Below are 13,312 nucleotides of genomic sequence, written 5' to 3'. Positions count from 1 at the left end.
CCCGCCGACAGCGGCGGGAAAACTTTCTCGGAACTCGAACAAGCCCTCACCGGGCAAGCGGCCAACCGGGAAGATCTCGCGCAGAAAGCGCGCGATCTGCACCAGTGGCGCAAGGCAATCATCAGGAGAACAATGCATGAGCGTGGCTGAAATCCGTAATCTGGCGGACCGCATCCGCACCGAAGTGCGAAAGGCCATCATCGGCCAGGATGCGAGCGTGGACCTGCTTCTGGTGGCGCTGTTTTCCTCCGGGCACGTGCTTCTCGAAGGGCCGCCTGGCACGGCCAAGACGCTGCTGGCGCAGTGTTTCTCCCGCGCCATCTCGCTGCAGTTCGGGCGCATCCAGTTCACGCCGGACCTGATGCCGGGCGATGTTCTGGGTACAAACCTCTTCAACTTCCAGACCAACCAGTTCAGCCTGACCAAAGGCCCGATCTTCACGGACATTCTGCTGGCCGACGAGATCAACCGGACGCCGCCGAAAACCCAGGCCGCGCTGCTGGAAGCAATGCAGGAACGCAAGGTGACCATCGATGGGGAAAGCTATCCGCTGAACCCGCGCTTCACAGTGATCGCCACGCAGAACCCCATCGAGCAGCAGGGCACCTACCCCCTGCCGGAGGCGCAGCTCGACCGCTTCCTGTTCAAGCACAATCTGGAATATCCGACCCGTGAGGAAGAAATCCGCATCGTGGCCCAGCATGGCACGCGCACGGGCATGAAGACGCCCGCAGCGTTTGACGTTCAGCCGGTGCTGAGCGCGGCGGAGCTGGATGCGGCGGTCAATGCCGTATCCGAAGTGCGTCTCAAGGACGAGATCATCGCCTATATCGTGGATATCGTACGCACGACGCGGGAAACCCCGGCCCTGGAAACCGGCGCCAGCCCGCGCGCCGCTGCCGCCCTGGCGATGGGCGCGCGCGCCCGCGCGGCGCTCGACGGGCGGGACTTTGTTATTCCCGATGACGTGAAAACACTGGCTCTGCCCGCGCTGCGCCACCGGGTTATCCTGTCGCCTGCCGCAGACATTGAGGGGCGCACTACCGACGAGACGCTGGCGGGCATTATTGAACAGACGGCAGCGCCCCGGTGATCTCGCCCACTCCCCGCGCGGTCTTCCTTATGCTGATGGGCATGCCCTTGCTCATCGCGATTGCGCTGTTTGCGCCAGGCTTGTGGATTCTCTCGGCCGGCTGGATCGCGGGGGTGTGCGGCATTGTGCTGATGGACGGCCTGCTGGCGGCGCAGCTGCGCGCGTTTGAGGTCGAGGCGGACATCCCGCCGCTACTCTATGTCGGCGAAGAAACGCCCCTGCCCCTGCGCCTGCGTTTTGCGAAAGGACCGCTGCCCGCACGCCTCGAGATACAATTGGAAACCAATGAGTTCATTCCCCAGCCTGCGCCGCAGGGCCTGCGCGGGTGGGAAGCGCGCACGCGGCATTATGATGCTGACCTGACGCCCAGCCGGCGGGGCATGGCCCGGATCGTGCGCCTGTGGAGCCGCTGGCGCGGGCCGCTGGGCCTTGTACAGAAGCGGCGCGTGCAGGAGATCGGCATTGATGTGCCGGTGACGCCGAATGTGCGCTGGGTGCGCGACGAGGCGATCCGGCTGTTCTCCCGCGATGCGGAGTTCGGCATCAAGACACAGATTGAGCGCGGGGATGGCAGCGAGTTTGACGCCCTGCGCGAGTTTACCGCCGGGATGGATCGCCGCGCGATTGACTGGAAGCACTCGGCCCGCCACCGCCATCTGCTGGCCAAGGAATTCAAGACCGAGCGCAATCACAACATCGTCTTTGCCTTCGATACCGGCCGCCTGATGAGCGAGCCGCTGGGCGGGGTGCCGAAGATTGACCGGGCGGTGACGGCGGGATTGCTGCTGGCCTATGTCTCGCTGCGCTCGGGCGACCGGACGATGTTTTATGGCTTCTCGTCCAAACCCGGCGTGACGAGCGGCTTCCTGACCGGCACCAGCAGTTTTCCCAAGGCGCAGGCGACCGTGGCGGAAATGGACTATTCGGACGAGGAAGCCAACTTCACGCTCGCCCTAACCAATCTTGCCGGAAGGCTGGAGCGGCGCAGCCTGGTGATCATCTTTTCCGACTTCGTCGACACGATCTCTGCCGAGTTGATGCTGGAGAATGTAAAACGGCTGACGGACCGGCATCTTGTGCTGTTCGCAACCTTTGAAGATGAAGCCCTCAGCACCATGGCTGATGCCGCGCCGGAGAAGCCGGAAGACGTGGCGCGCGCCGTGATTGCCGATACGCTGCTTTCGGAGCGCGATCTTGTCTTCCGCCGGCTGCAGCGCATGGGTGTGCAGATCATCGAAAGCCGGCCCGAACATTTCGGCGCGGAACTCGTTTCGCGTTACCTGCAGATCAAGCAGAGGGATATGCTGTGAGCGGCGATCTTCTGAAATCCTACCGTTTCCGCGAAGAGCGCCAGGGCGACTGGCAGAAGCTGGACGTTATCCTGACGCGGGCTGAAAATGGCGGCGTCAAACGCCTCAGCGATGAAGACATGCTGGCGCTGCCCCGGCTTTACAGGCAGGCGGTTTCCTCGCTGTCTGTCGCGCGCTCGATCTCGCTGGACCAGAACGTCATCGCCTATCTGGAGAGCCTGTGCACGCGGGCGTATTTCTTCGTTTATGGCGCGCGCACGACCATTGGCGAGCGGATGATGACCTTCCTGCGCAGGGACTGGCCAGCGGCTGTGCGCGGCGCGGTGTGGCCGACGCTGCTGTCAGCCTTATTCTTCTTCGGCGGCTGGGGCCTGGCTTTTTTCCTCTGCCTGCAGGATATGGACTGGTACTGGACGTTTCACGGGGCAAGCTTTCTGGAAGGGCGCAATCCGGACGCCACGGTGGAATACCTGCGCAGCACGATCTATACGGACGGTCATGGCGACGGTCAGTTGACGGCTTTTTCCAGTTTTCTCTTCAACAACAATGCCCAGATTGCGCTCTTTGCCTTTGCCCTTGGTTTTGCCTTTGGCATCCCGACCGCCTGGCTGCTGGTTTATAACGGCGTGATGATCGGCTCGATGTATGCCGTGTTCTGGGACAAGGGGCTCGGCTATGAATTTACCGGCTGGCTGATGATCCACGGGGTGACAGAAATCTTTGCGATCGTGCTGGCGGGCGCGGCCGGATTTGTTATCGGCGGCGCGGTCGCGTTTCCCGGCGGGCAGACAAGGCTCGCCTCAGCCCGCGCAGCCGGGCAGAAGGCAGCTACCATCGCCATGGGCTGCGTGGTGATGCTGATCATTGCAGCCTTGCTGGAAGGCTTCGGGCGGCAACTCATCAATTCAGATCTGGTCCGCTATGCCATTGCAGCCGGAACGGGCCTGCTGTGGATGCTATATTTCTACATGCCGCGCCGGGAGCGGCACGGATGACGCAGACAGCCGCCCCCAGGACGCAGCGCCCTGGCGTCAGCCTCGAGGCCGCCACACAGCGGCGCGCGCGCATGGCCGAAGAGATGCGCCAGTCAAAACTGATCCGCCGCCTGATAACGCCGGAGGGCGCAGCCATTCGGCTGAAGCTCGCCACTGCGGGCGAGCGGGCGGGCGCTTTCCTGATTGATGTGGCGATCCAGTGGGTGATCGTGATCGCGACACTTTTCGGATTAAGCGCACTGATCGGCGCCTTGACGCCGGGCAGCGCGAATATCGCCTTTGCCTTCTGGCTTGTGTTCTTTTTCTTTGTCCGGAACTTCTATTATATTTTCTTCGAGATCGGCCAGCGCGCCGCCACGCCCGGCAAGCGCGCCCTGGGCCTCCGGGTGGCGGCACGCGACGGGGGACGGCTGACGGCAAATTCCGTTCTGGCGCGGAATTTCATCCGGGAAATCGAAGTCGGCCTGCCCTTCCAGTTTGCGATGATGGGCGGCGATGGGGCGAGCGGGTGGATGGCGCTACTGGGCTTGGCCTGGTCCGGCGTGTTCCTGCTGTTTCCGATTTTCAACAAGGACAAGATGCGCGTAGGCGATCTGATCGCCGGAACCTGGGTGATCCGCTCACCGAAGACCAAGCTGATGCATGACATCACGTCCGCCGCCAAAGCCGCCGACGCCAGCGCCCGTTTCAATTTCACCGTGGCGCAAGCCGATGCCTATGGCATTCATGAGCTGCATGTTCTCGAAGATGTGCTGCGCCAGTCCACGCCGGAGATCAAACATCAGGTGGCCGAGCGTATCCGCGCCAAGATCGGCTGGACGAAACAGACCGGCGAAACCGATCTGGCTTTCCTTGAGGCCTATTATGGCGCGCTGCGGCGGCGGCTGGAGCAACGTATGCTGCTTGGCGAAAGAAAGGCCGACAAATTCGACGTCAGGTAAGGCCAAGCCCTGCCGACTCGCGGGCCGGTTTGCGGGGCAGTTCTGGAATTTCGGGAAGAATAGGCAGCCGCAGGAGGTGTTTCACCATGCGCAGCATCACTTTGCCGGACACTGCCGGCGGCTGCATCAGGGCGCGCAGCATCAGCGCGGGGCTCTTGGTTCTCACGCCATCGATCATCGTGCGCCAGGCATAGTCGGTGGCCGTCTGGTGAAGATGCTCGCCAATCGCGGCGCGCTCCTCTGCTGAAAGGCCAGGGGTTTTCAGGAAGGCCCGGTCCGCCTGAACCATCTTCTCGATTGCAGCAGTAGGGTACGCCTTAGAAAGCGAGTCCGGCATGCTGACCGCGATGTACCCACACGGATCAATCACCTCCCAGCGCGCGCCAAGTGTCAACGAGCGGGCATAGAACTCATAATCTTCCGCCAGACGCATATCTTCACGGAAGAACAGGTCTTTTTCGCGCAGGAACGTCACCCGCATCAGCGGCTTCAGATAACCGATCTCGCGGCGCGGGCCGGCATACTTTGCCATATTCTCCCGAACAAAGCGCGCAAGCCCCATAGGGACAGATCCAAACAGCTCGTCCTTCCAGACGCGGACCCCATCGGCGGGGGACTGGCCGGGTTCCACACGGATCACATCATCGGCGACGAAATCCAGCCCCTTCGCCTCGCCATGCTCCACCAGGCGCCTCAGCCGGTCGGAAAGCAGGTAGTCATCCGCATCAAGATTGGCGACCCAGGGCGTCTCGACGAGACGCAGGGCCGCGTTTCGCGCTGCCGAAGGCCCGCCATTCTGAGGCTGGCGTATAGCTGTCAGGCGCGGCTCGTTCGCCGCGATCGCCTGCAACAGCGCAAAGCTGTTATCCTTCGAACAATCATCCACGACAATCACCCGCGTGGGGATCGTTTGGCCGAGCGCGCTGCGCACGGCCTTCTCGATGAAGGCTTCCCCATTATAGCACGGAATGATGACCGTGACCTTTTCCATGATGACGCCCCCTCAGCCTACGAACATTTCAAATGTCATCGCGCTCTTTCAACCCTGGACCTTTTCCGGGGTCTGGATTGTCCAGTCCTTCTGGTGCCAAGCGAGGGCTGAAGTAATGATGTTGTCCACGTCAGAACGGGTTGCCTTCCAGCCAAGCACACCCTGCGCCTTGTCCGGCGCCGCGACGAGGCGAACAGCGTCTCCGGGCCGGCGGGGGCCAATCTTGCGCGGAAGGTGGCGGCCGGTGGCGCGCTCAACTGCGCCCACGATTTCCGCCACGCTCGTACCCTGGCCGGTACCCAGATTGAACGCGTCAGAGGGGGCACCCGCCTTCAGTGTCTGCAGGGCAAGAAGGTGGGCCTCGGCCAGATCCTCGACATGGATATAGTCCCGCAGCGCCGTGCCATCCGGCGTGTCGAAATCCGTGCCATTGATGGTGAAGGCATAATCAGGATCGTAGGCGCCCTTGAGCGCCAAGGGAATGAGATGCGTTTCGCAGGCATGGCGCTCGCCGATCAGGGCATCCCGGTCTGCGCCAGCAGCATTGAAGTAACGCAGGCAGACAGACCTTATCCCATGGGCGTGATCGAAAGCGGCGAGCATCTGCTCGACCATCAGCTTTGACATTCCATAGGGATTGATGGGGTTTCGCGGATGATCTTCAGCGAGATAATCCGTCTGCGCATGACCGAAGATGGCGCAGGTCGAAGAGAAGATGATCGACTGCGTGCCGTGGCGCTTCATTGCCTCAAGCAGGTTGAGCGTCGCCAGGGTATTGTTGCGGAAGTATTTGCCCGGATCGGTGACCGACTCGCCCACCAGAGATGAAGCCGCAAAATGGGCCACTGCATCCGGCTTCACCGTGTTGAACGCCGCCTCGATGTCGGCCGGATTGTTGAGGTCGCCCTCAATCAGCCCGCCCCAACGTACCATATCCCGCCAGCCGGTAGATAGATTGTCGAAAACGGTAACGTCCCAGCCCGCTTCGGCAAAGGCCCGGCAGCAATGGCTACCCACATAGCCCGCTCCACCCAAAACCAGCACTTTTCCCGGCATTCCTGGCCCCTTTAGTTCCATAGACTGTCCCGCCGCATGACAGCGGGACCTCCACATGCCAGAGATATGCAAGAACCCAACCGCGTTTCAGGGCGCCAAACGCCCGCGCGGATCAACCAAACAGAAGGACAAAAGCCCAGATAATCGCGCCCCAAAGACCAGCGCTCAGACCAATAATGGTCAGCAGTCGCAACCATACCGGCAGCTTTTCACCGCTAAATTCGTTCATGAGAGAACGATCACTCTCGAGTGCTCCCGTAACGGGGTCTGAAAAGGCGCCTGATTTCATCGGCATCACTTGGCTCGAACGCGACATAACTTCAGTTAGAACAGCGAAGACTTAACACTGGTTTAAAGTCACCAGATCTTATCGCTGTATTATGAGAAATTATCGTTAAATTCTGGCATCATTCGGGCCCATGGCCCTGAGGGCCCACCTCAGGCCGCCAGAATTGACAAGGATGTCTGCATTGTAATGTTACGAAGCCGGAACAATCCGCGCGCGGCCTTCCAGCTTGGGGGCGTGAAGCTTAAACGGCACGATGCCCGCAAGCGACTGCAGAAGGACCGGAGTAGTGAACATGCCCCACAGCAGCGACTCCGTGAAGGTCATGGTCAGGTTCACGGCAACCAACAGGACCAGCGCTGAGTTGACCAGCGAGCCATCCTGGAACCAGAGGTACAGCAATCTCAGCGACGTCCAGCCGAGGAAAAAGAGGAACAGCGCCAGCCCCACATAGCCGAGGTGAACCCGCACTTCCCAATAGGCATTATGGAAGGTCAGCTTGGTCCCAAAAGCCTTGAAATCATTCTCGTTGAGCGTCTGGGCGGCGCCGGAATCGTAATACCAGAACCCCTCAAGGCCGAGCCCGAACCAGGGCTTTTCCTCTGCTGCCAGGCGCGCGCCTTCCCACAGGGCGGTGCGGCCGGTCAGCGTGGCGTCCTTGCCGACGATGTCCAGAAACCGCTCCACAAACGTGTTCTGGGGCATGTTGAACACCGCCAGCGCCCCAACCAGCACCACCACCAGCGCAAACAGGATGACGAGCATCGAAAGGCCACGCACCTTGGTAGCCGGCGCCCAGAAGAATTTGATAGCGATCAGCCCTGCGCCCCCGAGGACTGCAAAAACCAGCGAAGTTGCCGAATCTGCCATGAAAATGAAGAGCAGGCACGTCGGCACGAATGGCAGCGCGAGAAGGCGCAGGAACAGCGGCTCTTTCTCGTTCAGTACCGTGATGAGACTGAGCAGCATGCAGAACAGCATGTGGACAGCAAAGTAGTTCTTGCTGGCATACGGGCCCCCGCCCGCGAAAGTGCCCCAGAAGGGAATGGAGGCTATGGTCGTCGCCATGCCGGCAAACATGATGATCCGCAATATCTGCTGGGGTGTCAGATGGACCGCGATAACGACGGCAACAAAAGCAGACAGGAAAAACAGCACGCCCTGGCGAAACGCCTCTGCCGGGTAAGGCGCCCAGCCCACAGATGCGAGGCCGAGGATTGCCAGCGTAAACAGCGGCCAGCACCTGACCAAAAGCGGCACGATCCGCTTGTAGTCGTAGGCCGCGATTGCCAGAAAGCCGAGGATGCAAAGGTACCGCAAAGGCGAGAACGCTTCGATCGGCAGATAGATGATGAACATCCAAAGACAGACAAAGGCCTGTTCCCAGCGCCCTGCCCCTTTGTCCACCGAGTAGACGTTTACATACGCAGGCTGCACCGTTGCGCTGGTCCGGGGGGTAGCGTAGTCAGACACAGGATACCTCCGCGAGGGCGTCCCTCGAGCGCCCGGCTGCAGTCTCCATACAGGGAAAAGCTGGACAGATCATGAAGCCACTTTCGGTTTCACGGCCGTTTCGATGAGCTGCCGCAGGAAACCGTGCGGCTGAACAAACGTCTCCTCGGGCAACCCGGCAAGGGCATTGCTGCAGGCAGTGATCCGGGGCGCGTCGTGAAGAAGATCTTCGATCAGGCCCGGCAGGGTCGTTTCGAGCGGTTCATCCAGCACAAAACCGCACTCATGCCGGACAACCCAGCGGCCGGTTTCCGTCTCTGCGGGCGCGATGGGCGGCACGCAGTAATATCCGCCTTCATAGATACGGTTGGGCAGCAACCAGGTAGAGTTCAGGCCTGCCTCCATGAAATCGCCGGACCAGACCACATCCAGCGCGGAATAGATGCCGGGCAGGTCTTCCGGCGACTTGTATCGTCCGTAAAAGGACATGTTCGGTCTTGCAGCAATCTTCGCTTCAAAGTCCGGTATCTCCGTCAGCGCAGGTACGCCGTGAAGCCTCACCTCCACCTGATCGCCGAAACGGTCTGCAATCTGGCACAAGAGGTCGAGCGAGCGGCGGCACCGAAGGTTCCCGACCCAGCCGAGACGAAGCTGGCCGGGGGGCTTTGCTTTGGTTGCAGAAACCCGCGCGCCATAATTGGCGTGGCCCGAAAGCCGGTTCTCGATGAGATAAGCCTCGAACTTGCCCGGATAATGGCGCTCGAAATGCTGGGTGAGATAGGCCGGCGAGGAGACGACCAGCGCGGCCGAGCGCTTGAGCAGCCAGCCCTCAAGGGCGCGCAGCCCCTTCCCGATCACATCCTGCCGACAGAGCAGCCGATGAATATCAAGGCACTCGTAGATGACTGGTGTGCCGAGCTTCGCATGGCGCTTTGCCAGGAAGGCGCAGGCCAGCATGTCGAGGTTACGGGCGTAGATCACATCGGCAGAGCGCAACTTGTCGCCAGACGCGGCGGCGATCCGCGCGCCCCGAAAAACCTGGCGGATACGCTGAAGAAAGGCGCCATCCCGCGTCTGGCCGAGATCCACATTGTCCCATTCCAGCGCCAAAGGCTCGCGCCGGCGCATCATGAAGCCCGTGACCTGGAAACCGTCGTCCTGGAAACCGCGCGCGCGCCGGCGCACGGCCGCGTCCGCCACATCATGGCCGAAGAAGGCAATGCGCGTCATGTCCGTTCCCTGCCGTGCAGGTTGGTAGAGCATGTGCGTCCCCTGCTCCTTGTCACCTGTGCCCGAACCTGCGGCGGTCTATTCGGCCGAGATACGGTCGACAGGATCCTGCTTGCGGCCGCTTGCCTTGGACGGGGGTACCTGGATGGCGATCGCCGACTTCGGCCCCTGCTTGCTGGCCTTCGGTTTCTTCGGCTTCGACCAGCCGAACAGACCTGGCTTGGCTTCCATCTGATAGTATTTGCGATAGGCCTTGTAGGTCGCGCCCGGATCGCGGTGATGGCGGCGGCGGTTGAGGTCGACCATGTTGAGCGTGACGCCCAGAACATCGGCCTTGAAGTTACGCAGCAGCGTGAGCGACTGGCGGGCGGCCGAACGGGTCGTCTGACGCCAGCGGACCACGAGGATCGCCTTGTCCACCTTGCCGGCAACCACGCGGGCCTCAGCCATGAGCAGCAGCGGGCCAGTATCGATCAGGATGAGATCATACATCGCGCGCAGCCGCGACAGCAGCTCGTCAAACGCACGCGTGCCGAACACGTCATGCGGCGTATGGCCGTTCAGCGACAGCGGCAGGATATCGAGCATCGTCTTGTGATCCTTGACGATAGCATCAGACAGTTGGCCTGCGCCGAACAGATGCTCCACAAGGCCGATTTCCGGTTTGAGACCTGCCATCTCGGTGAGCTGACGGCGGCGGAAGTCGCCATCGATCACGAGGGTGCGCGAGCCGGACATGGCCGACATGCGGCCGAGGCTGAGCGCAAGACTGGTTTTGCCTTCATCGGGTAGCGAGGACGTGATCGCCACAGTCTTGGTCTCGCTGTCGAGATCGGAGAAGGCGATGGCCGCACGCAGATAGCGGATGCTTTCCGCATAGGCCGAGAGCGGATTTTCCACGAGGAAGTCCGCCGGACTGGTCTGGCCGAGGCCGAGAAGTCCCGCGGTACGGATAAGCGGCACAGACCCGATCGGGTTGGAGCCGAGCTTGTTCTCGACATCTTCCGAAGAACTGATGTTGGAGTCGAACAGTTCCGCAATAATTGCCAGGAAGCCACCGATGATCAGGCCGAGAAGCGCGCCGATTACCAGGTTGAAGGCCTTGCGCGGAGATGCGGGAGAATACGGCACCGAGGCGGTCGACAGAATGCTGGAGTCTGCGGTGATGAGCGCATCCTGCTCGCGCGTCTGTTTCGAGCGGGCAAGAAATTCCTCGAGCATGACGCGGCTGGTCTGGGCATCGCGCTCAAGCTCGCGCAGACGCACCAGATTCACGTTGTTGCCACGCAGCTGCGAGGTCGAACGGCCGATCTCGCCCTGAATGGATGAAAGCTGGGCCTGAGCCACGCGCAGTTCACTCTCGAGATTAGCCGCGATGCGGTTCATCTCGGCACTCATCTGCCGGTCGATATCGGCAACTTCGTTGCGCGCACTGATAAGGTCAGGGTGGCGGTCGCCAACACGGGTTTCAAGTTCTGCCACACGGCGCATGATTATCGAGCGCTGCGTCTTGAGATCGTTGATCAGCGGCGAGTTGATGACTTCCGACACGCCCTCAACGCCGGCGCCGCTATCGATCTGGCGACGCATGCTTTCATAACGGGCGCGCGCACGATCCACTTCGATCTGAGCCTGGCCGCGCTGCGAAGTCAGGTAGCCGATCTGCTGTTCAGTCAGCGTCGTGCCCTGAGCTTCCAGAAGGCCTGTTTCGGCACGGAAGCTCTCGACACGTTGTTCTTTTTCCTCGACCTCGTCGCGCAGACCCGAGACACGCTCCTGCAGCCATTCGGTGGCCTTGCGGGTCGCATCATATTTCTTCTCGAGCTGCTGGACACGGTATTGGTCCGCAACCTCGTTAGCCAGGCGCGCAGCCGTTTCTGGAGACGTGCTGGTAACATCAACGGTCAGGAGATAAGTCGCCCCCACGCGGCCAACCCGCACCTTGGTCATCAGCGTACCAACGACACTTTCGAAGATTTCCGCTTCTTTCTGCTCGGCAGTCATGCCCGCGAAGGGATCCTTTTCGGAAGTATCTCCGCCAAGAAGTCCGACGACAGCCTTTTGCGCCGATGAAACAAGGCTCTCTTTCTTCGGACGCAGGGTCCAGTTGAACTCCGGATCTTCGATGAGCCTTTGCTTCTCGGCCACGCGCGCCAGAAGCGTCTTCGACCCGATAACGCGAACTTCCGTATCGATCACGGATGTCGTTGCGCCGCCGGCGCCGGAGAAGAGCGCGCCCAGGTCAATAACGTTGATCTGGTTAGTGTCGAGCTGAAGGACAGATTGCGCCCTGTAGGTCGGCGTCTGAGTAAAGGTCACGAAGATGACCAGGCTCATGACCGTGACGAAGCCGGCAAAGATCAGCCAGAAGCGCCGGTAAATCATGCTCATCAACGACTTGAGGTCGAAGGAACTCATGTCTACGCCACCAGTGTTTCCGGAAGGACCGGAGCTTGTGGGGATTTCGATCGTATATGACTTGGTCAAGGCAACGCTCTGGAACTTAATGGGAGGCCCGCAGGATGCAGGCCTCCAGGAGTAGGGGTATTACGGGAACAGACGGACGCCGACACCAACCGTCGTCACGCCGTAGGACGGATCGCCAAACACATCGACGCCCGACACATCGCGGTCAGCTCGATTGATAAAGGTGTCGAAATGAACGCGGCGGTTCATCTTGTAGGTCGCGGCAAGTTCGAAATCGGTGCCTTCGTCCTTGCGGTCGATCTCTTCGAATTCGTACTGCAGATAATTGGCAGAAGCAGAGACCACGATGTTGCGGCGCAGTTCGTGATCGACACGGACACCGGCCCGGCTCTCAACGGCCGTCGGCGCATCAAACAGGCCAGTATCGGTGACGCGGCGGTTACCATTGAAGGTAAGCGTCGTCAGCTGAGTGGGGAACCACTGGAGACGGCCATCGAAGGACAGACCACTGACTTCTTCAAAGAAGCTGTCATCCTTGGTTTCATTCAGATAGCCCACGGCCAAGTCGCCGCGGACCAGCGTGTTGAGTTCGAAGTCGACACCGCCGGCCACAGTGTAGCCTTTGGAATCGCGCGAACGCGGCAGACCACCGAAAACCTGTAGCACATCATAATCGCGCTGCTCATAGGTCGCCTGTCCGAACACGGCAAAGTTGGGCGAAACAGCATAGGACAGACGCGTGCGGCCATCGAGAACTGTGCGGTCGCGGTAGCTCTGGTCAATCGGGAGACCAGTGCCGATCTGGCGGCCGTTTTCGTAATCTTCATTGCGAATGCCCAGGCCGTTGGTCCAGCGCACCCGGTCATTCAGAAAGTTGGCCTCAACATTGGCGCCCTGGACGGAAACACCGATCGGCTTGTCCGGGCTGAAGACGTTGGTGATATCCGTGCGCGGTTCAACCCGGTCTTCCACATACACCGCCCCGCCGAGCGAGAAGCTGCGGGTCACATCAAGGCGGCCCCGCAGGCGCGCGCGAAGATCATTGTGGGACTCGTCGCCCTGGTCGAAATATTCGTTGCGGCGAGCGGAAACATCGAAACCGACATTGTGAACGCTCCAGGTCGTATCACCGGCGGCGGTCAGGCCAGCGCGGCCGATAGCGCCGGAATCCGTGTTTTGCGACACGACATAGATGTTGTCGGAATACGTAACACCCAGTTCGGCGGCAGAGCGAACCGAGAATGTGCCAAGACGGACCGGTTCGGGATCGAATTCGGGCTGCGCACGATCAAGTACCGCAGTGTACTTTTCACGGCTGTAATAGTCTGCGCCCTGTGCGTTGGCCACTGATGCAGCGACTGCACATACGGCGACGCTGGACAGGCTCAGGCGTTTCAGATCTGTCATGCTATTTACCATTCTCACTTTGACTGAGAGGCCGGTTAGGCCCGGTCTGTTGGCGGTCCCCTGCAAGTTCAACGCCACCCCGCCTGGCGGTCCTGAACGACTTGATATCAACGGATTTCCTGCC

The 13,312-nt window shown here is 60.7% G+C and carries 10 protein-coding genes; 4 read left to right on the top strand and 6 right to left on the bottom strand.

What is annotated here, in order from left to right:
- Positions 1-136: 136 nt before the first annotated feature.
- From HPO_RS15900 to HPO_RS15885, 4 genes are read left to right on the top strand one after another with little or no spacing between them, the layout of a single operon-like run.
- Positions 137-1,093: an AAA family ATPase gene (locus tag HPO_RS15900; RefSeq protein ID WP_035600907.1), complete on the top strand. Its 957-nt coding sequence runs from the start codon at positions 137-139 to the stop codon at positions 1,091-1,093.
- Positions 1,090-2,403 (top strand): DUF58 domain-containing protein, encoded by a 1,314-nt coding sequence (locus tag HPO_RS15895; protein WP_035600904.1) that lies wholly within the window; start codon positions 1,090-1,092, stop codon positions 2,401-2,403. The genes HPO_RS15900 and HPO_RS15895 overlap by 4 nt, the downstream gene beginning before the upstream one ends.
- Positions 2,400-3,398, top strand: a complete 999-nt coding sequence (locus HPO_RS15890; RefSeq protein WP_035600901.1) for a stage II sporulation protein M — start codon at positions 2,400-2,402, stop codon at positions 3,396-3,398. Before HPO_RS15895 ends, HPO_RS15890 begins: the two co-directional genes overlap by 4 nt.
- Positions 3,395-4,339 (top strand): RDD family protein, encoded by a 945-nt coding sequence (locus HPO_RS15885; RefSeq protein ID WP_233349101.1) that lies wholly within the window; start codon positions 3,395-3,397, stop codon positions 4,337-4,339. The genes HPO_RS15890 and HPO_RS15885 overlap by 4 nt, the downstream gene beginning before the upstream one ends.
- On the opposite strand, the gene HPO_RS15880 is transcribed toward HPO_RS15885, so the two are convergent.
- The 6 genes from HPO_RS15880 to HPO_RS15855 all read right to left on the bottom strand — a co-directional run bounded on the left by HPO_RS15880 (position 4,332) and on the right by HPO_RS15855 (position 13,188).
- Positions 4,332-5,330 (bottom strand): glycosyltransferase family 2 protein, encoded by a 999-nt coding sequence (locus HPO_RS15880; protein ID WP_051612686.1) that lies wholly within the window; start codon positions 5,328-5,330, stop codon positions 4,332-4,334. The genes HPO_RS15885 and HPO_RS15880 overlap by 8 nt on opposite strands.
- A gap of 48 nt (positions 5,331-5,378) precedes the next feature.
- The gene (gene galE, locus HPO_RS15875) at positions 5,379-6,386 is read right to left on the bottom strand and encodes a UDP-glucose 4-epimerase GalE (protein WP_035600900.1); all 1,008 of its coding nucleotides are present in this window, start codon (positions 6,384-6,386) and stop codon (positions 5,379-5,381) included.
- Positions 6,387-6,864: 478 nt separating this feature from the next.
- The gene (locus HPO_RS15870; protein ID WP_157532889.1) at positions 6,865-8,145 is read right to left on the bottom strand and encodes an O-antigen ligase family protein; all 1,281 of its coding nucleotides are present in this window, start codon (positions 8,143-8,145) and stop codon (positions 6,865-6,867) included.
- Between the two features lie 69 nt (positions 8,146-8,214).
- Positions 8,215-9,387 carry a glycosyltransferase family protein gene (locus tag HPO_RS15865; protein WP_157532887.1) on the bottom strand — a complete coding sequence of 391 codons (1,173 nt, stop codon included), beginning with the start codon at positions 9,385-9,387 and terminating at the stop codon, positions 8,215-8,217.
- A 45-nt stretch (positions 9,388-9,432) separates the two neighbouring features.
- Positions 9,433-11,841: a GumC family protein gene (locus tag HPO_RS15860; RefSeq protein ID WP_162174058.1), complete on the bottom strand. Its 2,409-nt coding sequence runs from the start codon at positions 11,839-11,841 to the stop codon at positions 9,433-9,435.
- 60 nt (positions 11,842-11,901) lie between these two features.
- Positions 11,902-13,188 (bottom strand): outer membrane beta-barrel protein, encoded by a 1,287-nt coding sequence (locus HPO_RS15855; protein WP_035600893.1) that lies wholly within the window; start codon positions 13,186-13,188, stop codon positions 11,902-11,904.
- Between the last annotated feature and the right edge of the window lie 124 nt (positions 13,189-13,312).

Origin of the sequence: Hyphomonas polymorpha PS728 (genome assembly GCF_000685315.1) — a bacterium.
Classification (GTDB): Bacteria; Pseudomonadota; Alphaproteobacteria; order Caulobacterales; family Hyphomonadaceae; genus Hyphomonas; species Hyphomonas polymorpha.
Note: the sequence above shows the minus strand (reverse complement) of the source record. Positions and strands in the feature narration are given on the sequence as shown.